Source organism: Spirosoma koreense, assembly GCF_054777875.1.
On the sequence record NZ_BAAHAC010000022.1, the window covers coordinates 1,316,649 to 1,342,551 of the forward strand.

At 53.5% G+C, this 25,903-nt stretch carries 18 protein-coding genes; 9 read left to right on the forward strand and 9 right to left on the reverse strand.

Features of this window, described 5'->3' with window-relative positions; all coding sequences use genetic code 11:
- Positions 1-45: 45 nt before the first annotated feature.
- The 4 genes from ACYVC2_RS18820 to ACYVC2_RS18835 form a co-directional block, all read right to left on the reverse strand.
- Positions 46-2,793: a VWA domain-containing protein gene (locus ACYVC2_RS18820; protein ID WP_461104538.1), complete on the reverse strand. Its 2,748-nt coding sequence runs from the start codon at positions 2,791-2,793 to the stop codon at positions 46-48.
- 60 nt (positions 2,794-2,853) lie between these two features.
- Complete coding sequence (locus tag ACYVC2_RS18825; protein WP_461104540.1) at positions 2,854-3,633, reverse strand: hypothetical protein; 780 nt, start codon at positions 3,631-3,633, stop codon at positions 2,854-2,856.
- Positions 3,634-3,704: 71 nt separating this feature from the next.
- Positions 3,705-4,445 (reverse strand): LytR/AlgR family response regulator transcription factor, encoded by a 741-nt coding sequence (locus ACYVC2_RS18830; protein ID WP_461104542.1) that lies wholly within the window; start codon positions 4,443-4,445, stop codon positions 3,705-3,707.
- Positions 4,442-5,197, reverse strand: a complete 756-nt coding sequence (locus ACYVC2_RS18835; RefSeq protein ID WP_461104544.1) for a sensor histidine kinase — start codon at positions 5,195-5,197, stop codon at positions 4,442-4,444. The genes ACYVC2_RS18830 and ACYVC2_RS18835 overlap by 4 nt, the downstream gene beginning before the upstream one ends.
- 204 nt (positions 5,198-5,401) lie before the next feature.
- On the opposite strand from ACYVC2_RS18835, the gene ACYVC2_RS18840 reads away from it, so the two are divergent.
- Both ACYVC2_RS18840 and ACYVC2_RS18845 read left to right on the forward strand, forming a co-directional pair.
- On the forward strand, positions 5,402-8,575 hold the full coding sequence (locus ACYVC2_RS18840) for a two-component regulator propeller domain-containing protein (RefSeq protein WP_461104546.1): 3,174 nt from the start codon (positions 5,402-5,404) through the stop codon (positions 8,573-8,575).
- 264 nt (positions 8,576-8,839) lie between these two features.
- Positions 8,840-9,229 carry a hypothetical protein gene (locus ACYVC2_RS18845; RefSeq protein WP_461104548.1) on the forward strand — a complete coding sequence of 130 codons (390 nt, stop codon included), beginning with the start codon at positions 8,840-8,842 and terminating at the stop codon, positions 9,227-9,229.
- Between the two features lie 4 nt (positions 9,230-9,233).
- Here the strand turns inward: ACYVC2_RS18845 and bshB1 are convergent, their stop codons facing one another.
- Positions 9,234-9,953, reverse strand: coding sequence for a bacillithiol biosynthesis deacetylase BshB1 (gene bshB1, locus ACYVC2_RS18850; protein WP_461104550.1), 720 nt, complete (start codon positions 9,951-9,953; stop codon positions 9,234-9,236).
- A 306-nt stretch (positions 9,954-10,259) separates the two neighbouring features.
- On the opposite strand from bshB1, the gene ACYVC2_RS18855 reads away from it, so the two are divergent.
- Both ACYVC2_RS18855 and ACYVC2_RS18860 read left to right on the forward strand, forming a co-directional pair.
- On the forward strand, positions 10,260-11,417 hold the full coding sequence (locus ACYVC2_RS18855; protein ID WP_461104552.1) for a sensor histidine kinase: 1,158 nt from the start codon (positions 10,260-10,262) through the stop codon (positions 11,415-11,417).
- Positions 11,414-12,136: a LytR/AlgR family response regulator transcription factor gene (locus ACYVC2_RS18860; RefSeq protein WP_461104554.1), complete on the forward strand. Its 723-nt coding sequence runs from the start codon at positions 11,414-11,416 to the stop codon at positions 12,134-12,136. The genes ACYVC2_RS18855 and ACYVC2_RS18860 overlap by 4 nt, the downstream gene beginning before the upstream one ends.
- 87 nt (positions 12,137-12,223) lie before the next feature.
- Here the strand turns inward: ACYVC2_RS18860 and ACYVC2_RS18865 are convergent, their stop codons facing one another.
- Together ACYVC2_RS18865 and ACYVC2_RS18870 are read right to left on the reverse strand one after the other, a co-directional pair.
- Complete coding sequence (locus ACYVC2_RS18865) at positions 12,224-13,339, reverse strand: AI-2E family transporter (RefSeq protein ID WP_461104556.1); 1,116 nt, start codon at positions 13,337-13,339, stop codon at positions 12,224-12,226.
- A gap of 99 nt (positions 13,340-13,438) precedes the next feature.
- Positions 13,439-14,389, reverse strand: a complete 951-nt coding sequence (locus ACYVC2_RS18870) for a helix-turn-helix transcriptional regulator (RefSeq protein ID WP_461104558.1) — start codon at positions 14,387-14,389, stop codon at positions 13,439-13,441.
- Between the two features lie 215 nt (positions 14,390-14,604).
- Between ACYVC2_RS18870 and ACYVC2_RS18875 the strand changes: the two genes are divergently transcribed.
- Positions 14,605-15,153 carry an anthrone oxygenase family protein gene (locus ACYVC2_RS18875; RefSeq protein WP_461104560.1) on the forward strand — a complete coding sequence of 183 codons (549 nt, stop codon included), beginning with the start codon at positions 14,605-14,607 and terminating at the stop codon, positions 15,151-15,153.
- A gap of 37 nt (positions 15,154-15,190) precedes the next feature.
- Here the strand turns inward: ACYVC2_RS18875 and ACYVC2_RS18880 are convergent, their stop codons facing one another.
- Together ACYVC2_RS18880 and ACYVC2_RS18885 are read right to left on the reverse strand one after the other, a co-directional pair.
- On the reverse strand, positions 15,191-15,949 hold the full coding sequence (locus ACYVC2_RS18880; protein WP_461104562.1) for a LytR/AlgR family response regulator transcription factor: 759 nt from the start codon (positions 15,947-15,949) through the stop codon (positions 15,191-15,193).
- Positions 15,946-17,055: a sensor histidine kinase gene (locus ACYVC2_RS18885; RefSeq protein ID WP_461104564.1), complete on the reverse strand. Its 1,110-nt coding sequence runs from the start codon at positions 17,053-17,055 to the stop codon at positions 15,946-15,948. The genes ACYVC2_RS18880 and ACYVC2_RS18885 overlap by 4 nt, the downstream gene beginning before the upstream one ends.
- A 294-nt stretch (positions 17,056-17,349) precedes the next feature.
- Between ACYVC2_RS18885 and ACYVC2_RS18890 the strand changes: the two genes are divergently transcribed.
- The 4 genes from ACYVC2_RS18890 to ACYVC2_RS18905 all read left to right on the forward strand — a co-directional run bounded on the left by ACYVC2_RS18890 (position 17,350) and on the right by ACYVC2_RS18905 (position 25,887).
- On the forward strand, positions 17,350-19,911 hold the full coding sequence (locus ACYVC2_RS18890) for an AfsR/SARP family transcriptional regulator (protein ID WP_461104566.1): 2,562 nt from the start codon (positions 17,350-17,352) through the stop codon (positions 19,909-19,911).
- A 278-nt stretch (positions 19,912-20,189) separates the two neighbouring features.
- Positions 20,190-20,792: an RNA polymerase sigma-70 factor gene (locus tag ACYVC2_RS18895; RefSeq protein WP_461104568.1), complete on the forward strand. Its 603-nt coding sequence runs from the start codon at positions 20,190-20,192 to the stop codon at positions 20,790-20,792.
- Between the two features lie 162 nt (positions 20,793-20,954).
- The gene (locus tag ACYVC2_RS18900; RefSeq protein WP_461104570.1) at positions 20,955-22,208 is read left to right on the forward strand and encodes a FecR family protein; all 1,254 of its coding nucleotides are present in this window, start codon (positions 20,955-20,957) and stop codon (positions 22,206-22,208) included.
- 181 nt (positions 22,209-22,389) lie between these two features.
- Complete coding sequence (locus tag ACYVC2_RS18905; protein ID WP_461104572.1) at positions 22,390-25,887, forward strand: TonB-dependent receptor; 3,498 nt, start codon at positions 22,390-22,392, stop codon at positions 25,885-25,887.
- Positions 25,888-25,903 lie beyond the last annotated feature (16 nt).

Consider the following 25,903-nt stretch of genomic DNA (forward strand, 5'->3'; position numbering starts at 1 on the left):
TTACTGGCTAACTAAGCAACGGAAACGCTTCTGCAACACCAAATTTTACGGCATTTTTTTCGCCTGCGCTTCCAGGATGAGTTGCCGGTCGGCATTTTCGGCTGTGATGTGGGCGTAGGTGCCTTTGCCTAACTGAGCTAACCGTTTTAGCTTCTCGCTATTCATCTCTTTCCGACTGAAGGTAAAAATGGTCAGGTAAATAGCCTGTTCACTGGCTTGCTGAACCAGCCGATAAACGTCGTCGCTGATTGGAAACTCGCCGTCCGTAGCCAGGATAATCCGGTTGTTGCCCGCCCGGATGTATGCTTTATCGGCCAGTTTATAGGCCAGCTGAATACCTCTGTTCCCGTCGGTATCGCCGGCAGGTTGGAGCTGCCCGATTATGCGGGCAATCTCGGCTGTCTGCATACCTGATGTTGGTTTGAGAGCTACACGGGCTTTTCCTGAGTAGATCACAACCGAAATCTGATCTTCAGGTCGTAGCAGCGTTAGCAGGGAGTTGATCGATTTTTTGAGAAGGGGTAGCTTGGCGGGCGAATCCATCGACGCGGATACATCCAGTAGCAAAACCAGGTTATTAGCCGGGAATCCGGTCAACGATAGCGCTCCTTCAGATTGATCGGATGACTTGGTTACGTACACGGTATCCACTTTTGTTCGATCGATGAAAACCGTGTCGTGTTGGATAGCCGTTTTATGGGCCGGAGCTGTCGTAGTGAATGGCTTAGTCAATGCACTGGGTTCGACAGCGAGCGTAGCGGTAGGTTCATGAGTAATTGTGGAACTGGCTTTTTCGGCTTTCGATGACTGGGAAGGCAATGGCGATGAGCGCCGGAAAGTGAAGACGTTGGGCTCGTCAATTGTTTTTAGCACCTGCTCCCTGGCCAGCTCACTGAATTTGTTGTACTGGTATACGAGCTCCTTGAATGAATAATAAAATGACTCGTATGGTTCACGGGAAGAACGGGCCGGTACTTTCGGCACCATCTCTGCCAGGTTGATTGAATGGTCGGCCAGGTCTTCGTAGGGCGAATAAGGACACAAACCGTTACTGCGCCCCAGGCGCTTGAGGCCTTTCAGGTTCTCATACTCATCGATAATTAACTTTCTGGCTGCCGTTTTCAGTGGCTCTGTGGCGGGTAATGTAGTCGTTTCCTGCTTTAAATAGGCTTTCACACCGAACAGCACTTCTTTATCGAGGTCGATCATGCTCAACAGGGCTTTTCCAGCTACAACCCACGAATCCGTCGGCTGACTGACCGGATAGCTTTCCTGGATGCGCCGGACATCCTCGTAAAGGCGCTCTTTCTTCCGGTCGAAGGTGTCGAACAGGTAAGCATACCGAGTCAAAATCGCGTCGGAGCGCTGTAAATCATCCTGCTCGTAGTGCTTTTCACTCGTATAAGCAATAAGCTCGATGCTGAGCGCGTCCATTTCTTTCAGTATGGCCAGCAGCACATCGGCCTGCCCGCTGATGGAGGCACGGTAGGGTTGCGGAATAGCCTGGCTATGCAGGATCAGAAGCTGGTGTTCCGATAGCGGTACTTTATACTCGTCGTGCACGTAGGTCAGGCTACCGCGTCGACCGTTTCGGACTGCGTTACGGAACGAAGCGACCGACGACTGATATTGGCGGAGCAGCCCCTGCAACGTGTTCATCTGCCGTAATGACTCGTTTATGAAATCGACATAACCGTTCAGCGCCTGAAACGTAGCCGGACTCGCTGGCGCCGTAGCTCGCTTCAGGGTAAACGATGTGGGAGAGCTATCCGCAAAATGGGGTGTAGCGCTGGTTGGTCCAGTCGGTAAGACAGGCGGAGCAATCGAAAAAACCGGTGAGTATTTTGGATGGTCCAGCAGTTGTATACTCGAAAGACTATACTGGACAAACTGCTGATACCAGCTGATCAGGTCGTTGTTGTAATGATTCAGGAACGACTCGTAGAATGCGTTGTTGTGCCGGGCGGATTTCCGGGCGGAAAAGGTATAATCGTCGATGGCCTGCTTCTTCAGTTCCTGAATGGACCGGAGCGCATTCCGGAACGAGTCAAGCATCGCATCGGCCGGATAGCCGATGTGTGGTTTCGCCTTCCCAAAGGTAGCCAGTGTTTTTTCATCGGACCGGATGCTGCGTTGAATGAGTTCAACGGGCCAGTTAACGGCTCCCGTTTCATCCAGATACTGGCGCAGCGTATCCAGTACCGTCTGCTGATCCGTCAGCGCCTGCACCATTTCGTTCTCCGTAAACAAGTGAGCGTCCGATGGCGAATAAGGTTGATACCGGTGGTAGATACGCTGAAGTTGTTTGTAGAATGGCTGGCTGTCCTGATTAAACTGGTCGAACAGGGCCTGCAACTCCAGTATCCAGCCATCGGCTTTCCGGAAGTGATCCTGCTCGTAGTCCTTTAGCCGGTTGTAGGTTTCCAGGGCTTTGAAGGTTTGATCGATTCTGGTCAATATATTCCAGAGCGCCTGAGCACCGGTCTTCAGACGAGCTCGTTCGGCGTCCGTCAGTGCTTCGGCGGCCAGGGCTTTCTGGTAATAATACGTTTCCAGCGGACCCGACGACGACAGGGTAAGAGCCGACCCCGGCCGGGCCGGATACGATCGCCTGTCGGCCTGGTACGTCTGAAGCTGATGAAAGCGCCGGGTTACATCATCGACCGAATGGTTCAGGAACGCTACATACTGATTCAGCGCCTGCTGGGGTGTTTCCCGGACCGTTTCCCGAAAATAATAGCCCGAAGCAAAAAGGGGAGCCAGCCCCAGAAAAAGTAAGAAAGACGTTTGCATGGCTGGAGGATAGATAAGCTACGGGTAAATTGCTATAAATCAGCATTTTAGAAAATGAACCTAATCGACCATGTCAATTCGGTAATGCACGACGCGCTCGCTGGTGAGGCTGCTTCCTTCCCGAAACGGCTGCGAAAGGTCTGTACGTTTAGTTGAGGTAAGCAGCATACCAAGGGCCGTAAACCGGCGCTGCGGACCTTCGAAATAAGTGCGTGGAATGGTGTAGGAGCCGTTGCCCGTACTCACGTTGAGGGTGAGGTAATCGGCTTGGTCGGTGCTGCCAGTTTCTTCGTGGAGATATCCCCACCGGTCTTTGGTTTCGTTGATTTTGCTGACCAGCAGTTCGCTTTTTGATGTTTCGTGCTGCCAGCGTTTCCAGAGTGTAGACAGGCGATTGCCGGGTTCAATTCCGCGCCACCGCAACCCCAGAGGCTGGCTGCGTACATGGGCTGCTGGCAGCGGAAACTGGTCGGTAGCCAGTTCGGGCTGCGTTTCGATTTGGCCCATTTCGTATTCGCTCCCGTCGGTGAGCACCACCGTGAAGGTATAAGTTGTATTGCCCGCAATGGCGCTGCCCGACGAGATCAACTCGTAATAAGGGAAAGCGCCGTAGTAATTCGAAGAGCCATTGTTGAGCCGTAACTTCTGTCCATTGGCTTTTACCTGAATGGCCGGGTTCGCTATGGATCGACCCTTCGCGTCTTTCAGGTAAGCCTGAATGGAGTTGTTGACATGACCATCGGTGAAGAGGTGGCGCTGGACAACGATGTTTACAACCAGTTGCGCCGGATCGGTTACGGGACTGGTCGATAAGTCGGAGCGATGGCAAGCAAACAGCATAAGTAAAAAGAGGAGAGGCAATGCACGCACAGACAACGGCATGGGGGAGTAGGAAACGTTAAAGCGGACGATCAGATTTTCTCAAGCATACTCAGAAACTCCTGTTTTTTGTTGCGCGAAACGGGTAGAGTTTTGTTGTTGGCCATGACTACCTCGCCCCCGTCGCCCCGGATGTAGCGCTGCACATACCGTAAGTTGATCAGGTAACTGTGATGGACCCGGCAGAAGCCTTTTGTCTCCAGGACTTCTTCGACTTCCTTAAGGGTTTTGGAAATCAGGATGATATGACCGTTTTTGAGCGCAAAGCGCGTGTAGCCGCCGTCCGATTCGCAGTAGTAAATTTCTTCGCTGTGAATGATCTGTAGTCCCTCCATCGTCGGGAGCGCGATGCGCCCGCCCGCCCGCTGGCTCTGCAAATAGCCCAAAAACTGCTCGATCTGCGTGGGCATCTGCGTGGCCAGTTCCTGCTGAGCTTTGGCCACGGCCTGCACCAGCTCATCTTTATCGACTGGCTTCAGGATGTAGTCCAGGGCGTTGTGCCGGATGGCTTTGATCGCGTATTCATTGAAAGCGGTAGTGAAAATGACCCGAAAGTCACTGTAATGGCATGCTTCCAGCATATCGAAACCGCTCATGCCCGGCATTTCAATATCCAGGAAAACCAGGTCCGGGTGAAGCGTTTCAATGGCGGTCTGCCCTTCGGTGCCGTTGGCGCAGGTGGCTAAAATCTGAACCGTTGGGCAATAGCGCTTCAGCAGCAGGGTCAGCACGTCGCGGCAGTGTTTTTCATCGTCGATAATGAGCGCTGTCATGGTTGTTTGAGTTTCATCGTGAAGGTAACGCAGGTGCCGACCGAAGCGCCTGTGTCGGTGGTTAAATCCCTAAAGTCGATGCGCGCATCGACGTCATAAATCTCGTTGACAAGCTGGAGCCGTTGCGACGTAATTTTGTGTCCATACGATTTATGGGCCGTCAGCCCATTGAGCTGAGCCCGAATGGAAGCCGCCCGCCCAATGCCGTTGTCGACGATCTGAATCGATACATAATCATTCTGCTGAAAGCAATTGATCCGTAGCAGGGGCTTGTCGACGTGCTGCTGCAATAACCCGTGGCGGATGGCATTCTCGACGTAGGCGTACATGACCAGCGGAGGGATGCAGACGCTATCGGGGTTCAGGGAGTCGCTGACAGTCAGGAGTATATCGAATCCATTGTCGCTTCGCAACTGCTCCAGCTCTACGTAAACCTGCATAGCTTTCAGCTCATCCCGCAGCGATACCCATTCGGTCGCTGTGTTCAGAATGATTTGCCGCATCAATTTCGAAAATTTGGTCAGATAGAGCGAGGCCCGTTCGGCTTCGTTGCGCAAAATAAAGTAATTGATCGAGTTCAGACTGTTATACACAAAGTGCGGATTCATCTGAATGCGGAGGGCCAGTAATTTCGCTTCGGCAATCCGGCGGCTACTGTCGAGCAACTGCTGCTGCGTTTGTCGGTAAGCCAGTTCGTTTTTCAACGACCGCCGGCGAACGAAACCCGAAACAATTTTCTTCTCACGTGCCACAGGATAGCTAAGTAATTGACAGCCAAAGCAACAATGAATTTTGATTGAAAAATAACTGGAATTGATAACGGGTAGGTTTGACCGAATAACTGGTTGCCTGCGTAAATAATCTGATTTTCACTAACTAACTTTCGATCGTACAACAGTCCTGTTCCTTCGGGCAGGCAAGTCGAACGGGTCGGTCGAGCCATATGAATAAAGAGCGTGAGTAACGGCGAGGTAACAGGAAGGGCGCACTGGTGGCAAACGCTGTTGCTACTGTCTATGCTGGGTGCCAGTGGGCAACCGGGCCGGGCTCAGGCTCCGACCATTGCGTTTCAACGCCTGACGTTGCGACAGGGGCTGGCAACAAATTTCAGTACGGCTTTTGCGCAGGATAAAGCCGGGTTTATCTGGATCGCTACCGTAAACGGGCTGAACCGCTTCGACGGTGTTCGTTGCCTGACTTTTACCCGCGAACCCGGCAACCCCCGTTCGCTGTCGCATCGCCTGATGCGCACGGTGTTTACCAGCCGCAACGGTACGCTCTGGGCTGGTACCCAAGAAGGTCTGAACCGGTTCGAGCCCGCTACCCGGACCTTCCGAAGGTTCTCGTTTACGAAGCTGGGACCGGGCTGCAACTTTATCCGCCATATAGCCGAAGGTCCGGATGGGCAGCTCTGGCTAAGCACGCGCGGAGGCATCGTAACGTTCGAGCCCAGCACCGGAAAAACAGGACAAATTCCTTTACCCGCCAGAAAGTCCTCGTTGTCGGCCGTCAGATCAGTTCGGCGCATGCTGAGCGATGGACAAACCCTTTGGATCGGTACGCAGGGTGGGCTGTTTGCGTATGACCTGGCGACCAGACAGATCCGGTCTTTTCAACATGATCCGGTACAACCGGAATCATTGCCCGATAATTACATCACGGCGCTGGCCCGAAACCCCAAAACGGGCGAAGTGCTGGTCGGAACAAACTCCGGTAAAATCGTTAGCCTGAATCCCCGCACCAACCGTTTGGAGTCCCTACAACTGGCTGTCGATCAGCCGGTTTCTTCCTTTCTATTCACTCGCTCGGGCGAGCTTTGGGTGGGCATCAACGGGGGTGGGCTGCATCGATATAATCCCGCAACCCGACAGTTCGTCAGCTACCTGAACAACGAAAACAACGCCCGCAGCCTGGTTTCCAACTCCGTCAGTGCGTTGTTCGAGGATCGGTCGGGGGTGGTGTGGGTGGCCACCGACGATGCAGGTGTCTGCTGGTTCAATCCAACGGTCAATAAGCTTCATTCGCTGTTCGATGAGATCAATTACCAGCCCGTCAACTCCCGGGGGTTCGATGTAGGAGCGCTCCACGTAGAGCGGACCAACTCACTCTGGCTCGCTACCCGCGATGGGCTGGTACACGTAAACCCGAATACCAGTACCTACCGGACCTATCGGCACAACCCCAACGACCCGCAAAGCTTAGACAACAACCATACCTACACGGTCGTGACCGACGCCCGCGGGCGGGTCTGGACGGGCACGCCAACGGGCCTCAACCGGATGGACCCGGCCACGGGGCGAATGGAACACATTCCGGTGCTGGCCATGCCCGACGATTCAGCTGCGAAATCAGACGGGAGCGCCGTCTGGCATAAGTCGATTGTTGGGAATCAGGTATTTAAAGTGATCAACGCGCCCGACGGACGGCTATTTATCGGCACCAGTGAAAAGATCTGCATTTACGATCCGCGCACGGACCGGTTTAGTCACCAGCTCAACGATGCGCGCATTCGGAAACTGCCGGGGAAAAATTATAATATCCTGTATTTCGACCGGCAGCATAATTTGTGGGCCGGTGGGTTCGGACCCGTCTACAAAATCAGCCCCGATCTTCGGTTACTGGCACAGTATGAACACGACGATGATCCGCAGAGCTTACCCGACGAAGGAGTGACTGATTTTGCCGAGGACCGGTTCGGGCGAATGTGGCTGAGTACCGACAACGGGCTGGCCTGCCTGGATCAGAAAACCGGTAAATTCCGGGTTTTTACGACCCGGCATGGCTTGCCGCACGACGATATCTCGGCGCTACGAATGGTGGGCGATACACTCTGGCTGAGTACTAGTCAGGGGCTGGCCTGCCTGGATATTCGCCGGTTTCGGATCACGGTTTTCGATGAAACAGACGGTGGCGCATCCTCCGAATTCGAATCGGCGGCTGTCGCGCAGGATTCAACGGGACGGCTGTATTTTGGAGCCATGCGTGGATTGGTGTATACAAACCCGCGACAGATTCGCCTGAACCGGGCGGTGCCGCCCGTGTATATAACCTCGTTTCGGGTCAATACACAGGAGTTGTTCCCCAATCCACAGGCGATCCTGCCCAGCTTAGTCCTGCGCCACACGCAGAACATGTTTACCTTCGAGATGGCGGCCCTGAATTACGATAGCCCGGCTGATAATCAGTACGCTTACTGGCTGGAAGGTTTCGACGATGCCTGGAACCAAAACGGGAATCGGGCCTTCGCCAGCTACACGAATGTTCCACCCGGCGATTATGTGCTGCACGTCATGGCATCCAACAACGACGGCGTCTGGAACCGAACGGGCTACCGGTTGCCGATCACCATTCAGGCCCCATTCTGGCAAACCTGGTGGTTCCGGATTGGGTCGCTGCTGGCTCTGCTGGCCCTGGTGGGCTACGTAGTTCGCTGGCGCGAAAAACAACTGGCCAGTCAGCAGCGCGAAAAAAGTGAGCTGCGCGAGCGGATCGCTGCGTCGGAAATGAAGGCACTCCGCTCGCAGATGAACCCTCATTTCTTGTATAACTCGCTGAATGCCATTCGGTTGTTCGTGCTGCAGAACGACGGTGACAACGCCGATAAGTACCTGGTCAAGTTTGCGCGGTTGATGCGATTGATATTGGACAACTCGCGGCAGGAATGGGTGACGCTGACCAGCGAACTGGAACAACTCAGCCTTTATCTGGAACTGGAGCAACTGCGCTTCGATAACCTGTTCGACTTTTCCGTAACGACCGATCCGGATTTAACCCTGGACAACACCCTGATTCCACCCATGATCATTCAGCCGTATATCGAAAATGCGATTCTGCACGGCATGGCACACAAGCAAAGCAAGGGCTGGATTCAGGTGCGTATCGACCGGAAAGCCGACCATCTGAACTGCACCGTCGACGATAACGGTGTCGGGCGACAGCGGGCGCAGGTACTCAAAAAACAGGTTTCCAGCCACCGAAGCGTTGGGTTGCAGGTGACCGAAGACCGGCTCCAACTGATTGGGCAGCGAAGCGGTCAGTCGGCAGGCGTTACAATTATCGATAAATACGACGATGAGCAGGCAGCTACGGGTACAAGGGTGCTCATTCGGTTACCTTTTATTAATCAATAGCGCAATAGGGTCTCCTATTTGCCGTTTATTTAGCGAGACTTACCCATTATTCATCCAAAGCATCCAGTTGTTCATTCGGGCTATTGGCCAGGGTGACGATCAATCAATTTTGTGGCGTTCAGCACCAACCCTTGGTTGAATACACGACCACATGAACCGATTGACAAGCCCGAAAAGCATACGCCGGATGCGATGGGTGCTTCTGTATGGGGCGTTCGCGCCCAGATCGTACGCTATTCCTGCCCTGTCTAAGCCAATCTGGCGATGCTGCTGAACCTGAAACCATATTACTGGCTTTTGGTGGTCATTGCGATGATTTTCGTGCTGATCGGCGTTGTCGGCGACCTGATCATACCCGGCGGTGTAACGAGCCTTTTCTGGCAGAAAGTAGGACCTTACGCCGTCTTCGGACTGATTTTTATGGTCATTCTAACGCTGGTCCCGATCGCATTGAAGGGATTTATCCTGGCGCAGTATAAACTTGGCAACGGCGACCAACCCATCGTTCATTTTCTCGATCGGCACGTAAAAAAGCTCGTCCGGCTTGGCTGGGTCGTTTTGATACTGGGTTTGGCGGTTGCGCTGCCGTTTATGCTGAAGGCCGGTTTCTTCGAGCCATCCTCGACCGAATCCCGGGTCCCGCTGGGTTACTGACTGGTTAAACCAGCGCGAATAAATCCTGGACCCCCAGCATTCGCTTGCTGATAAAACCCTCGCCAAATTCGGCCCCGATCATGTGACCATGTTCGCGGGTGCGCGATTCGAGGAATTTCACAAACGCTTCTCCCGAAATATAACTTTGCGGCTCGGTGCTGTTGGGATCGAAAAACTGACTTTTGTACGCTTTGATGGCTTCGAGCTTCTGGTTCCAGTAAGGTGTCACGTCGACCACGAAATCGGGTTTGAGCGACCGGTCCTGAATGAAGTGATAAACGTAGATGGGCCGGTGTGCTTCCTGCGGCTGACCGTCTTTGCCAACGGTTTTTATTTGCCGCAGCCCCGAATAAAAACAGGCATCGACCACCAGCTGAGCGGCCCGCCCGTGGTCGGGATGGCGATCGTCGGGGGTGTTGGTCAGCACGATTTGGGGCCGATACTGCCGGATCAGCGGAATCAGCGCCAGCTGGTGTTCCTCATCGTTGCGGAAAAAACCATCGCGGAAGCCCAGGTTTTCGCGGGCTGCCAGTTTCATGATCCGGGTGCCTTCGGCGGCTTCCTGCGCCCGGATTTCCGGAGTGCCCCGGGTGCCGAGTTCTCCGCGGGTCAGATCGACACCGGCAACGGTTTTGCCTTGGGCCACCAGCGAAAGAATGGTGCCGGAGCAAGTCATTTCAATATCATCGGGATGGGCCGCAATGGCCAACACGTCAACTGTCATTGGACTGAGTAGATGAATGGCTGAGCAGAGGTTAATGTCGCAGCAGACAATCAACTAATCAATCGGCGAAGGGATTTGTTCCGGAAAAAGCAGAGTTTCTGACGTCCAGAGAGTTTTCGGCTGCCCAAAGCCTGAGTTACTTAACCGGAGCGACTAACCGATTCAACTGAACTTCGGCCCGGTGCAGGGCAGCGCCGACCGATTCAGTATGCGGTAAAAGTCCCGGATTTGCCGGTAAAAAGGTCATTCGACCCGCTGATAAGTTGCCGAAAGTTCTGAACTTTCGGCCGTTTTATCGCTTCGCCCATGCAAAGTCGATCGTTGCGGATTCTCATTCATGTACTTGGTGGACTGGCTTTTCTGGCGCTGCCTTATTTCCTGACTTCTGGCGGCTTTTCAAAGCTGGACGAATTGCCCTACAACGCACACGAACAGCGTAATCTTGCTTCGTATCTGCTCACCATCGGGTTCTTCTACGCCAATTATTACGGGTTGATTCCACAACTGTTTTTCCCGAAAAAGTATGCAATCTACGCCTTCAGCGTTGTCGGGTCGTTTCTGATCATACAAGGTCTGCTGGTCGAAATCAACCAGCGTGGCTTGCCGCTGCCAGACGAGGACCCTGCGGTTCATGACCCTCATCGGCAGCGTTCCAACGACATTGCGCCTTCCTTTTTTCGCAGACCCCAACCTCCGCCGGAGCCGCCGAACAGGCGCGGGCAACCCGTTTTTCCGGATGAGCCGCCCGGCGCTCCCCGCCCAGGGCGCGAACAGGCTGGTTTCCCGGTCGAAGTGAGCCAGACGTTTTTTCTGTTTGCGCTGAGCTTTCTCCTGTCGCTCATGCTGCGGATCAACGACCGGCTGCGGGAAACGGAGCAAGAAAAACTTCAGACGGAACTCTCGTACCTAAAAGCGCAGATCAATCCGCATTTTCTGTTCAATACGCTTAACAGCATTTATTCGCTGGCCATCGAGCAGTCGGAACATACTCCCCAGGCCATCATCGAGCTCTCGGCTTTTTTGCGCTACATCACGAACGAAACGCACGAAGAGCGGGTGTCGTTACCGAAAGAGCTGGCGTATATCGGGCATTACGTAGCCCTGCAACGCTTGCGGCTGGGCGACACGGTGCAGCTCACGTTTACTAGCTCGGGCCATGCGAACGGTAGTCAGATTGCCCCGCTCATTCTGATCTCGTTTATCGAAAATGCCTTCAAATACGGGGTCAATCCGCAGGAAGACTCGGTGATCGATATCGACATTTCAGTGCACGAAAACGAATTGCACTGTCGGGTGTTCAACAAAAAAGTACACGTGAGCCAGAGCCCGCACACGGCAGGGAGTGGCATCGGCCTGACCAACACAAAAGCCCGATTGCGGTTGTTGTACCCAGATCGGCATCGGCTGACAATCGCCGACAATCCAGCCGATTTTACCGTCGATTTATTCCTGACCCTCTCATGATTCGAGCCATTGCCATCGATGACGAACCGCCTGCCCTGCGCGTCATCACCCGTTTTTGTGAACAGGTCGACTTTATCGATTTGCAGAAGACGTTTTCGCGAACCGATCAGGCGCTGGGTCATCTGGCGGAATTTCCGGTCGATCTCTTGTTTCTGGATATCAATATGCCGGCCGTATCGGGCATCGATTTTTACAGGATGGTCAGTTCGTCGGCCGAGTTGGGTAAAACGATGGTGATTTTCACGACCGCGTACGCCGAACATGCCGTGGAAGGCTTCAACCTGAGCGCCGTCGATTACCTGCTTAAACCGTTTACGTTCGAGCGTTTTCTGCAGGCCGTCAACCGGGCGTCGGAGTATCATGCTTTTCTGCACGCTCCGGGTTCTGCCAAACCGACGTATGTATATATCCGCGCCGATTACCGGCTGCATAAAATCGCGCTGGCCGATATTCTGTTCATCGAAGGACTGGACGATTACCTGAAAATTCACCTACAGAACAGCAAGCCCGTCGTAACCCGGATGACCATGAAATCGATGCTGCAAAAGCTGGCCGAAACCGACGAGCAGGGTGAGGGTTTCATGCGGGTACACCGGTCGTACATCATCCCCGTAAGCCGCCTGGAAGCGATCCGGAATAAAACCGTGCTGGTGGCCGGGCAGGAAATCCCCATCGGCGCCAGCTACGAGGAAGACTTTTTCAAACGATTTACCCGGTGAGGGGTGAGGAGCATAGGGGGAAGGGGTTGGGGCATAGGGTGGGTGATAGCGGTGCTCCTATGCCCCAACCCCTTCCCCCTATGCTCCTCAGGCTTCGGCCTGGACGATTTTTCGCCGACGTTTAGGTAAGCGGAACAGATTGCTGCCTGCTTCTTCCGGAGTTTGATCGCCCAGCAGAACGCCCCAGGGGCGTAGACTTTCGACCCGGTCGAAAATCACTTTCAGGATGGCAATGGCCGGAATGGACAGAAACATGCCCGATACGCCCGCCAGTGCACCGCCCACCAGCACACCCACAATGGAAACCAGCGCATTGACCCGCACCTTCGAGGCCACGATCATCGGCACCAGTACGTTGTTGTCGATAAACTGCACCAGCAGAAAAATACCCACAACGCCCAGAATAACCGATACTTCGGGATTGTTGCTGAACGTTACCAGCACCGTCAGGGCCGTAGCCACCAGCCCGCCGATGTACGGAATCAGGTTGAGAATAGCGGCCATGACGCCCAGCAAAATCGCGTACTGCACGTTCAGAATAATCAGCCCGATGGAGTTCAGCGCAGCCACGCAAGCCGTTTCGATCAGCAGTCCGACCATGTAACTCTGGATCACCCCCTTTACTTCGCTCAGGACTTCCCGCACCCGGTCGGTGTGTTTCTCGGCAAACAGAACGACGATAAAGTGGAGCAACATGGTTCGGTAATAGAGCAGCAGAAAAATATAGATGGGTATCAGCGTCAGGGTGCCGAGCGGTCCCGTAATAACCCCTAGTGTGCTGGGACTCTGCAGGGTATCGAGCGTCTGGGCGCGGGCTTTCTCAATGTATTTTTCCTGCTGCCGGTAGCTGATATTATATTCCCGCCTGACCCAGGTTTGTACTTTCCCGAAGAAGTCGGTCAGGTTCTGGCGAATTTTCGGAACATCTTCCGCAAAATCTGATAGCTGCATCGATAGCAGCGCCATCAGGCCACCAACCACGATTAGGGCTACCAGCAGCGCCAGACTAATGGCAATTACTTTGTGTACACCCCAGCCGATGAGCCGGTTTTCGATGGGACGCAGCAGTACGGCAACCAGCCCCGACAGGGCCAGCGGAACCAGGATATCCTGGCCTAAATAAATGGCCGTAGCCAGAATGGCCAAAGCCAGCAACGAGTGCGAAAATTGATGATAATGAGGGCGTGTAGAGTCGGATGGCATACAGTCAGAAGAAATAACATAGGTGACTGCGTACTCAACCGGACCAGACCGGTTTTGTTCAATCGGCCGATCTTTGTGGGTTCGACTCGTCATCCGGGCTTAATGAACCGAGTATTTTTTGGGCTTCTGACCCATGTGCTTTTCAAAAATCCGGGTGAAATGACTCAGGTTTGTAAACCCCAGCTGCAGGCCGGTCTCCGAGATCGACAGTTTCTGCTCCCGGATCAGATAAGCCGCTTCCCGCATCCGGAAAGTCTGGTAATACTGGTAGATGCTGCTCCCGAAAATCTGCCTGAACAGACGTTTCATCTTACTTTCACTCATGCCAACCAGGGTGGCCAGGGCCGGTAGTTCGGGGGGCTGGCTCAGGTCTGAAAGGAGCCTGTCCCGCAGCAGATACATCCGTCTGATATCTGCCCCGTTCAGGGAGTAACTGACGGTGCCCTGACGCTTGAGTAATTCGACAAAAAACAGGCAGATCAACTCCTGAGCTTTGATTTTCAGGTAAAAATCGTGCAGTGGCTGGGGCACTAACGCACCAACGAGCTGGGCCGCCACCTGCTGAATACCGGGCGAGATCAACTCCTCATACACGTAGGGGTGATCCTGAGCAAGAATCCCCTGCAGGAGCGGATGAGCCGACGGCTGGTGGAGCAAACTGCGCAGCACCTCTACCGGGGTGATAAGCAGAATGGTGTTGATTGGGATTCTGGCCGGGAAATAGAGATCGACTTCAAGCGTACCTGAAGTGACCTGTACAGAAGGCAACTGGTTAGCCCTCTGGCCACCAATAGGGGCACGTCCGACCGGTTCGTGCAAGGGGCTGAAAACCTGGCGAAAGCTGAAGATGACCCTGTCGCTGTCTTGATCAGACGCTTTTCGCCTGAAGGCCAGATCGTTGGTTAGCGCACATTGCACGATCAGCATGGTCAGGTTGGGGCCTAAATCGTAGGTACGAATCGATCCCTGACCGGCGGTTGGCGGTAGGGTAAGTACCCCCTGATCAATTTGGCCACCCAGTAAGTTCGCTAATCGGTTCAATAAGTCCATACGCCTGTAGTGCCGATGGGATGGTCGGAAGAAAAGTAACACTATCGAGCCCGGCCATCCTGATCTGCCGACCTAAGCCAGTGTCACATCAACTTCAGTCATCAAATTAATCAAAGATACCGTTTACGACTATTCCTTGGCCTGACAGAGATATTTTATTCTGGAACGACTCATGAACTTTGCGGATGATCATTGATTAGTAATTCGATTGTTCCATGAGTACACGCGTAACAGATCATAAACAAATTGCCAGTATTGGCGGTGGGCCGGTTGGGTTAGCAACCGCGATCGGAAAACGGGTTCAGTTCGTCGCCCTGCTTTTGCTCCTGCTGGTGGTCGGAGTCTTTTGGGGCGTCTGGCTGGCGCTGAGCCGTTCTTACCAGGTTTTCAGCGTCGACGAACTGGCGCATATCGCCCGGGTCGTCGTGGCTAATCTGGCGGTTCCCATGCGGCTTTTATCCATGACCTGTGTCGCGTCTCTGGCGGTAGTGGCCTGGCTTTTTCCGGCCAAAAAATCGACCGCTTTTTATTTGCTGCTTGGCTCAATCGGCCTTATCGTGCTGGCGTTGGGAATCACTGTGGCGGTTGAAGTGCCCATCAACAATCAGGTGATTACCTGGACCTCGGCGACGGCTCCGGCCAATTGGACGGCGCTTCGCGATCGCTGGCAATGGTTCAATGTCATTCGGGTAGTGGCCTCGCTGACGGGTTTCGGGCTATTCGCTACGGCTATTCTTCGGCCGTTCGATAATCGGAATAACTGATTTGTAGCCCTGCCAGCGCTGGGCTGGCCAAATGGTTTCACCGGCCCAGCCAGTCTTTAAACTCCGACAATCGGCTCATGCTGACGAACACCTCTTCCCGGGCTGGAGGCTGCAACTCCAGTTTCAGCTTGCCGGCTGAGTATGCATGCATGCTTTGAATCGAAGATCGATTCACCAGCATCTGCCGGTTGACCCGAAAAAACTGGGCTGGATTGAGCATACCCGCCAACTGGTCGAGGCTGTATTCGATGGGCAGGAACGCTCCGGTTTTCGGCAATAAAAACGTGGCTTTTTCCTCCGAGAAAAAATAAGCGACATCGGCCACTTCCACGCTGTAAATTTTAGTGCCGATGCTGATCATGAACCGTTCCCTAAACCCGGCCGGCTGTGGTTTTCGTAGCAGCTGGAGTAGGGCCTGTACATCCGGGGTTCCAGACTGGCTGCGAATGGTCCTGAACTTATCCATGGCCGCTACCAGTTCGTCGTACTCAATCGGTTTGAGGAGGTAGTCGATGCTGTTCACTCTGAAGGCTTTCAGCATATACTCGTCGTAAGCCGTGGTGAAAATGACGGGCAGCGAAAGCGGTAGTGCGTCAAAAACCTGGAAAACCAGCCCATCTTCCAGATGAATATCCATAAAAGCCAGGTCAGGCAGGGGATGGGCTTTAAACCAGTCGATCGTTTCCCGGACCGACGGGAGCTGGGCTAGAATCTGAATCGTGGGATCATACGTCTTCAACAGGCGCTCCAGCTGGCGGGCGTTGCGGTTCTCGTCTTCGATCAGAATAACGGTCATGATAGCAGGGGGAGTTTTACAATAAACTGGCCAGCCTGCTCCCCGTACAACACCGGTCGGTCGGTCAGTAGCTGGTACCGGTGAAGGATATTCTGCAAGCCGATGCCCGTCGATGGTTCGGGCTGATCGCGGGGTTGCAGCGGATTGGCTACCCAGAGATAATCATCCTGAATCTGGATTTGTATCTGCAACGGCTCCCGAACCGACATGCGGTTGTGCTTGACGGCGTTCTCGATCAGGAGCTGTAGCGACAATGGAGCAATACAGTACTGCAACTGGACCTCGGGCGAAATGGTTAGGACGACCTCGAATTTGTTTTCGAAGCGAATCTGCAGCAGAAACGTATAGGCTTTTATAAAATCCAGTTCCGTTTTGAGCGGAACGGTATCCTGGTCCCGCTGTTCCAGAATATACCGGTACACTTTGGCCAACTGCTTGACGTACTGCTCCGACAGCATCGCGTCCTCATGAATCATCGAGGTAAGAATGCTCAGGCTGTTGAACAGAAAGTGCGGGCTGATCTGATCTTTAAGGGCGGCAAACTGGCTCAGGGCGGCTTCTTTTTCCACGCGTTCGGCCCGTAGCTGAACGTCTTTGAGGTGTAAATACGAGCGGGCGATGATGGTCAGGTAAAAAGCCGACAACATGACCACCACAGAAAAGCCGTTGTTGACCCGTTGAAAATACTCGAATAGCTCGGGCGCAAAGGGCGGTCTGCCCGACTTAGGCTGCAGATTCGGCCAGAGCTGAAACAACACAAAAATAAGCAGATGGATAACCTGCTGAAAAATCAGGCAATACAGCAGCGACAGGGTAACCGAAATCAGAAACGTAGCCAGCACCGACGACCAGCGGAAGCCCAGTAGAAAATCGACGCCGAACCGATCGAACAGCCGCGACTGAATCCGGTCGGTCAGGCTGATTCCCCCAAAATACAGCACCAGCGAGATCAGACTTAACGGAATGACAATCGGTATGATGTGCAGTAAGCTGTCCAGGGTACGGGCTTTCTCGGGTAGGTTGACGTAGAGCAGCAAAGGGCCATAAAGGACCTGTAGCTGAAGCGCCAGCTGCCAGCGTTGCCTGGACGTGAGGGGGTTGGTCATGGTCTATCCTGACATGAAAGTATAAAGTTGCGGTTAAGGAATGGATATGCCAAACCCAAGCCGACGAGCCCGGGATTTAGACCGATGAGCAACGGATTTGACCCGAAGAGCGCCCTTGCTGACGGGAAAGCCAGCTGCCGTTTGGCATCCGATGAATTTTGGGTAACTTCGAGGAGTTGATCTGACCGTGGCAGGTGGAGCCCATATGCTATGCTGACTGTCAGCAGTCAGCGAATCGTGTTCTGATCGGGACGACCAACGACGTCCTCAAACCCTTTAGCTTTCAAAAACAGCGTGATACTGCGCTTATGCTTTTATCTGGTAATGGGGCTCCTGGCCACATCCGTTACCCTCAATGCCCAATCGTATGGGTTGCGCTTCAGAGGGCAGGAAGAAATTCAGGATAACCGTACGTCCTTAACCCTAAGTCCGGAGAAGCCATTCTGCTTCAGGGGACAAGTCGAAATAGCCTTCGATGTGTCGCTGGCCCCCAACTACGAAACGTATTTTGGCTACATCTTCCGGATTATTCAGGATGAGGGGCAGAACCTCGATCTGCTCTACGACCAGAAAACCCGGCGCTTCAAACTGATCATCGGCGAACGATTTTCGGCCGCTACGATCTCTCTTGATTCCACTCAGCTATTTTACCGATGGACCCGGTTCCGGGTACAAATCGACCTGACTCAGCAGAAACTCCAGGTCTACGCAAATAATAAGCTGGTCGTTCAGGATAAGGTTCCGTTTACGGAAAGAGGCTGTTTCAATATCTTTTTTGGCGGAAACGATTTCAAGACGTTCAAATCGAAAGATTTGCCGCCTATGAATCTAAAAGATGTCGAGCTGTCGGAAAATGGGGAGCGGAAGTATTATTGGCCTTTAAACGAAGTCAACGGGCTGACGGCGACGGATCAACTGCACGGACAGATCGCTTCGGTGAAAAATCCGGTCTGGATTCAGGCATTGCATACAGACTGGAAACTGGCCGAGCAATTTACTGTAAAGGGAAATGCCAGTGTCGCCTTCGACCCGACAACTGAACGGCTCTACATCGTCGGTACAGAAGCCCTGTATCGGTATTCGGTCCGAAATCGGCAGCAAGAAGCTCTCCCGCAAAAAAATGTACTGCCAAATGGCCTGCCGGGTAACCAGGCGGTGTACAACCCAGGGCTGCACCGGCTTTATAACGTGTACGTAGATCAGAAAGCCGTTGCGGTGTATGATACCGACTCTCACCGCTGGAAAAAAGAGTCGCTGAGGCCCAAATACACCATTGCTACAGAATACTGGCAGGCCAACAAATTCGTTGCGGGCTTCGATTCGGCACTCTACATGCTGGGTGGGTATGGACAACTGACCTATAAAAACCGGATTCACCGATACCATTTCAGGACGCAGACCTGGGATAGCCTTCCAACGAAAGGAACCCTGTTTTCGCCACGCTACCTGGCCGCGCTGGGAACAACGGCCAGCGCCGATACGGCGTATATCCTTGGCGGATACGGGAGCCTGACGGGCGAACAAATGCTGAATCCTAAAAGCTCGTATGACCTGCTGCGGTACGAGGCCCGGACAAATACCTTCACGAAGCTCTATGAGTTACCTGTGCCGAAGACCGATTTCGCCTTCGGTAATTCGCTGGTGATCGATACAAAAGCCAATCGATTTTACGGCCTTATTTTTCCAAATCAGCAGTTTCGGTCCCGGCTGCAGCTAATCCGTGGGTCGTTGTCCAAGCCGAGCTATGAGTTGCTCGGCAGCGTAATTCCCTACCAGTTTCACGATACGCATGCTTACGCCGATCTTTATTTTTGCCCGGCCAGTCATCAACTGCTTGCCGTTACGCTATACCGGAACGAAAAAGCGGCCACCACCGACGTGAAGCTGTATACCATTTCCTTTCCCCCGAATGTTATAACGTCGCCGAACGCACCACAAACGCAGCCGGATCGGAGGTATTGGCTGTGGGCACTGGTGGCTTTTTTCGTTGCGTTTCTGGCGCTACTTTATGTCCGACGCTGGCGGAGTCGGCCGCAGGAACCCGTTTTGCCGCTGGAGCCCGCATCCCGACAGAGCCCGCTGGACCCGCCCGTCACCGCCCTCGTCCAGCCCGAACCCGCTTCTCCGGTTACACCCAGATCCCGCGTTTATTTATTTGGGAATTTCCAGGTGGTCGACGGTGCGGGAGCCGATATTACCAGAGCCTTTACACCTTTATTGAAAGAGCTTTTTCTAGTACTGACGCTCAACAGCATCGGCAAACAGCGGGGGGTTCCGTCGGAAAAGCTAAATGAGATTTTGTGGCCCGATAAATCCGGGCGCGATGCGGGCAATAACCGGTCTGTCAACATCACCAAGCTGCGAAGTATCCTGGAAAAACTAGGCCCCTGCTCGCTCTCAAAAGACTCGGGTTACTGGAAAATCACCTTCGATTTCGACCCTATTTACGTCGATTATGAACGCTACATAACCATCATCAGCCACAAGGCAGTTCTATCGAAGCAGGCCATCGCCGAATTGGGCGACATCACCGGTCGGGGCTCGTTTCTGGCGAATACCGAGTACCCCTGGCTCGACGATTTTAAAGGGGATATCTCTAATACGCTGATCAACACGTTTCTGCAGTTTGCGCATCAGATGGATATCGGGCAGGACCCTGAATTCCTGATTCAGATTACCAGCTTCATTTTTGACTACGACCCCGTCAACGAAGAAGCGATTATGCTCAGGTGCCGGGCGCTAGTGCTGATGGGCAAACATACGCTCGCTAAAAACGCATTCGAAAAATTTGTTCGGGATTACAAAAACCTCTACGGGGAAGATTACCGCCAACCCTTTTCGGCGATACTCGATTAAGTAGGCCGGATTGTTTTCTGTATTTTCTATCTTATTTTCTAAAAAACCTAGGTTTTCTTACATATTAAGCAATTATTAAGATTTTTTTAGGGGTTACCTCTTTAATTCGCACCCGGTTGCTTTCAAGAACAGGAGATTGTCAGCGGTTGTCGTCGAGGCAGGGCAGCAAGGTTTGACCGTGCAAACCTTAAAAAAAGCCGATCCACTCAGTATACGGCACTCGCTGGCGTGTTTTGTCTTTTACATTAATACTTCCTACCATGGGTGTAATCAGGAAGATGTATTCAACAGGTAGTAACCCAGCAGAACCGTCCGATTTGCTGGGGTTGGATAGCCTCTTTAAAGAATTTTACGATCGACTGGTTTATTTCTCGCTTCAGCTTGTCCACGATCAGGCCCAGGCGCAGGATATTACCCAGGATGCGTTCATCAAATACTGGCAGGAGCGGGAGTCGATCCTGGCCAATAAAATTGCGATAAAAAATTACCTGTACACGACCGTTCGCAACGCCAGCCTCAATGCCATCCGCCACGAGAAAGTGATCGATGCCTACCGGCTCCAGCAGGGAACCAACGAGCCCGAAGAAGCCACCATCATGGACGCGATCATCTCTTCGGAAGTGATGGCCGAGATTCACTCGGCCATCGAAGCGTTGCCCGAAACCTACCGGCAGATTTCTGTCATGAGCTATCTGGAAGGCAAACGCAACCAGGAGATTGCCGATGAACTGGGCATGTCGGTCAACACCGTCAAGAAACAGAAATATCGGGCGCTTGAGCTGCTCAAACTCAGGCTTTCGCCGGAGCTCTTCATGATTCTGCTGGCTTGTTCAGGTATCGCAGCCGGGATTGCGAGCTTTAGCCCGCTTCTAAACCACTAAAAAAGCGGGCTAAAGCTCGCAATCCCTGAACCACATGAAAATCAATCGCTTATCATGTGGTTTTAAGCTCTTTTTCTTGAACGGAAAAAATAATTCATTAAAATCTTTATCTTCTTTATCCTATTTCCCCAGTCGGGTGTCTCTATAGTGTAAAGCAGCACTATGGAAGACTTTAGCGGCTATTTCAGGCAGGCGGAGCTGATTGCCAGACATCTTAGGGGCGAGTTGAGCCGTTCGGAGCAGGAAGAGCTCGACAACTGGATCAGGCAGAATGATCGGAACCGGGCACTTTTTAAGAAGCTAACCGACGAAGGCAGACTTAATGCCGAGCTGGAACAATTCGTGGCAGCGGGAAAAACTGACGCCTGGGACCGGATCGCAACCGAGTCAGGATTTGATAAAACCGGAAAGTTGACGTATATAGGTCATCGTTTAATAAGATATGGTGCCGCTGCACTGGTGTTACTGGTTTCGGGCTTACTGATCTACCAGCGATACTATAAGGCGGAACCTACCCGACGGATAGCCCAACGGCCAATCGAGATTGCACCCGGCAGCAATAAAGCCATTCTGACATTAGCCGACGCGTCGCAGATCGTTCTGGATGAGGCCACAAACGGCGAAATTGCCCGGCAGGCGGATATCGTTATCACCAAAACGGCAGACGGCCAGCTCGTATATAATCATGCCGGCACGGCGGCTGTCGCATCTGACAAACAAGCCTTCGTTTACAACACGATCACGACACCGCGTGGGGGGAAATTTCGGGTGGTGCTCCCCGATGGGAGCCGAGTGTGGTTAAATGCTGCCTCGTCGTTGCGGTATCCTACGAAGTTCAGCAGCCGGGAGCGCAAAGTCGAGCTACGGGGCGAAGCGTATTTTGAAATTACACATGCAACGAGCGCGGCCCGAACAAGCCTGCCGTTTCGGGTTCATTCGACCGGCCAGGTAGTCGAGGTGCTGGGGACACACTTTAATGTCAATAGCTATACAGACGAAACCAGTACAAAAACTACTTTGCTGGAGGGTAAAGTAAAGGTTATAAAAGCGCTTCCCGCTGCTTCGGCGCATCCGAACGGCAAGCTGGTATCTGCCTTGATTCTCAAACCCGGCGAGCAGGCACAACTGACCTCGGGAGGCAGCTCGAAAATAAACCTGGTCAGGAAAGTGGACATTGAGGAAGCCGTCGCCTGGAAGAACGGCCAGTTTCAGTTTAAAGATACCGACCTACCAACGATTATGCGGCAGATTGCCCGCTGGTACGACGTCGAGGTAGGCTTTCAGGGCAAAATTCCCGATACCAAGTTCCGGGGGAAAATTTCACGGGATGTTCCGCTGACCCAGGTTTTCCAGATTCTACAATTGAGCGGAGTCAACTTTAAAATCGAAGGACGAAAAATTACCGTACGATCATGACCGACACCGGCCAGGACGGGCCAGGCCCGGACCAGCCACGGATGATCCCAATAAAAAAAGCCGGAACGTGTTGCGAGCACTTCCGGCCTGAAATCTGGGATATCCCGCCTGCAGGCAGGCCGAACAGCAACGAATCAATTGGCGTAGAAACGTTTATTAACTCCCAAACCCTTACAAAAGTATGGAATACTCTACTTTTTACCTACGGCTGTGCCTGGCGGAGCCGTGGGCGCAAATGAGTAAAGTGCGGCATTTCCGGTGGCTGGCAATCAGTCCGGAAATGAAACGAAAATGGATTATGCGACTCAATATTACCAGCATACTGTTTCTGACAGCCTGCCTGCACATTTATGCAGCGGGCTACAGTCAGCGTATCTCGATCAACGAACGAAATGCCCCGCTGGAAAAAGTGCTGGATAAGATTGAAAAACAGAGCGGCTACTCGTTCTTTCTCCAAACAGATCTGCTGGCCAGGAGCAATAAGGTGTCTATACATCTGAAAAACGCGACTCTGGAAACCGTATTGACCGAACTGTTCAGGAATCAGCCCCTGAGCTACTCCATTATCAGTAAAACCATTGTCATTAAAAAGAAGGAAGAAAGCGGGCTGGATACATCCACAAAGTCAACGTCCTTTCCGACAGCCGAGGCCCGGGCGGGTGTAACGGCCGATTCGAGAGTAGACCTTCAGAAGCGCGTGACAGAAGTGCTGGCCGATAAAATTCAGACCTTCAAAAACGTGCTGGTTCCGATCACGGGCAAGGTCACCGACGAGAAAGGAGAGGTGTTGCCTGGTGTAAGCATTGTCGTGAAAGGCACACAGCGTGGCACTACGACCGATACCCGGGGTCAGTATCAGCTCGACGTGGCCGACAAAACCGCCACGCTGGTATTTAGTTTCGTGGGCTACGAAAGTCAGGAAATCCAGCTCGGCGATCTGACGACCCTGAACGTTACTTTAAAAGCCAGCGAACGCGGCCTGCAGGAAGTGGTCGTCGTTGGCTACGGTGAACAGCGCAAAAGCGACGTAACTGGCGCAACCAGTACCGTAACGGCGAAGGAAATTGCCAAGCGGCCGCTCGTGCGGGTGGAACAGGCCTTGCAGGGCACCACGTCGGGGGTGGTTGTGGCCAGTAGCAGCGGCCAGCCCGGTCGCGGACTGAACGTACGTATCCGGGGCGCCAACTCCATTACGGGTTCGAATGAGCCGCTGTACGTCATTGATGGATTCATTGGCGGAAACATCGAATCGTTGAATCCGAACGACATCGAATCGCTGGAGATTCTGAAAGATGCTTCTGCAACAGCTATTTACGGGTCTCGTGGGTCGAACGGGGTCGTGCTGATCACCACCCGATCGGGGCAGGAAGGCAAAGCCAAAGTCAATTTCAGCACCTGGTTCAGCAAAGCCAGTATCCCCAAAGAACTGCCGCTGATGAACGCCTACGATTTTGCCCGTACGGTCAACACCCAGTTTACCTCGACCGGTAACCCGGCGGCCTTTTCCGACGACCGGCTCCAGGCGCTGAAAGCCAGCGGAGGTACCGACTGGCAACGGGAGCTTCATCAGGAACCCCTCATTCAGAACTATCAGCTCGACGTGTCGGGTGGTTCGGCGGCCTTCCGGTATCTGGTTTCGGCCAATTACCTCGACCAGCCCGGTCTGATTCTGAATCAGTATTACAAGCGGGCCACGTTGCGGGCCAACATCGACGCCAAGATCAACAACCGGATCAACCTGAAGTTCAACGTAGCCGCCGTATTGCCACAAAACCGGAACACCAACTACTCCGGCGACCTGACCGATCCCTTTACGCAGGCGACCGAATGGGACCCCACTTCGCCGGTTCGTGATCCGGCCACGGGGCAATTCATTTACACGGCACCGTATGCGTCGATCCAGTACAATCCGGTGGCGCGGGCCACGAGTCAGATGGACGACAGCCGGAACACCAACCTGGCCGGAACCGGTATCCTGACCTACGAAATCGTGAAAGGACTTACGTTTACGACCAACACGACCTATCAGATTTCGTCGCCGTTCAGCCAGGCACTGTTCGGGCCCGGTACAGGCAACGGGGTATTATACGCCCAGGTGAGTGCCTCCCGAAACTGGAATTTTCAGAATAGTAACTTCCTGACCTACAAAGGGAATTATGGCGATCACGCCCTGACCGTAACGGCGCTGTATGAGCAACAGCAGGGACAGGGTATGTCGGTAACGGCCCGCTCGAACAGCCTGTCGACCTATGCGCTGGGGTATTACAACCTGAGTTTAGGGGCCAGCCAGCAGACCTCGTCGGGCTACGGAGCCGATGCGTTACAGTCGTACATGGGTCGGGTGAACTACGCCTTCAAGGACAAATACCTGCTCACGGCCAGCGTCCGGGTCGATGGCTCGTCGCACCTGACCCAAAAATATAGTACGTTCCCATCGCTCGCCCTGGGCTGGAATATCGCCCGGGAATCGTTTCTGCAGAACTCCAAACTGTTTTCGGATCTGAAAGTCCGCGCCAGCTATGGGCAGACCGGCAACCAGGCGGTGGGTGCCTACGCCACCATTGCGCAGATCACCACCGGCGGTAGCCAGCCGGCTTATTACTTCGACGGCTCGACGCCCAGCGTGGCAACGCCCCTGGGGGCTCCCGTGTCGAACAGCCTGAAATGGGAAACCACCTCGCAGTACGACGCCGGTATCGATGCGTCGTTTCTGAACGGACGCATCCGGTTCACGGCCGATGCGTACTACAAAAACATTTCGAACCTGCTGTACAGCTACCAGGCACCGTTCTACCTGGGCGGTGGCGACTACCTGCGGAACATCGGCAGCGTCGAAAACAAAGGACTTGAGTTCTCGCTGGGCGGTACGCCGGTTGCCGCGGGCAAGCTGCGGTGGACCACTAACTTCAATATCTCGTTCAACCGTAACAAGGTGCTGGACCTGGGCGGGCTGGATAACGTCATTGTCAACGGAGTCGGTTCGGCGCTGAACAATGCCTCGATTCTGCGCGTGGGTCGGCCATTGGGCGAATTTTTCGGCTATCAGTTTCTGGGCACCTGGAAAACGAGCGAAGCCGATCAGGCGGCTCAGTTTGGCATGAAGCCCGGCGATGCCAAATACGTGGACGTCAATGGCGATCATACCTATACGGCAGCCGACCGGGTACCTATCGGCAATGGTACGCCGAAGTACTCGTTTGGGTTTATCAACGACATCAATTACGGCAATTTCACCCTGAGCTTTATGTTCCAGGGCACGCACGGCAATCAGATTTATTCGCAGACGCTGGCGTATCTATGGGGTGGCCTGGGCGATCAGCGGAACGCGACGACTACCGAAGCGCTGAACATCTGGACCGCGCAGAACCAGACCGATAACCCGGCGTTCAGCAACACAAGCAAGAACTTTAACAACAGTAGCCGCTATGTCTACAATGGCAGCTACACCAAGCTTAAGAACCTCTCGCTGACGTACCGGATTCCTGATCAGCTGCTGAGCAAGGCAAAAATCCGGAGCCTCGAAGTGTACGTAAGCGGCCAGAACCTGTTCACGATCACCAAATACCCCGGCTATGATCCGGAGGTGTCTAACGGTACGAACGCCATCACGCAGGGGCTGGAAATGGGGGTTATCCCGAACCCGAGAACCTATACCCTGGGCTTACGACTCGGCCTGTAACGACCGGTTTATCTCA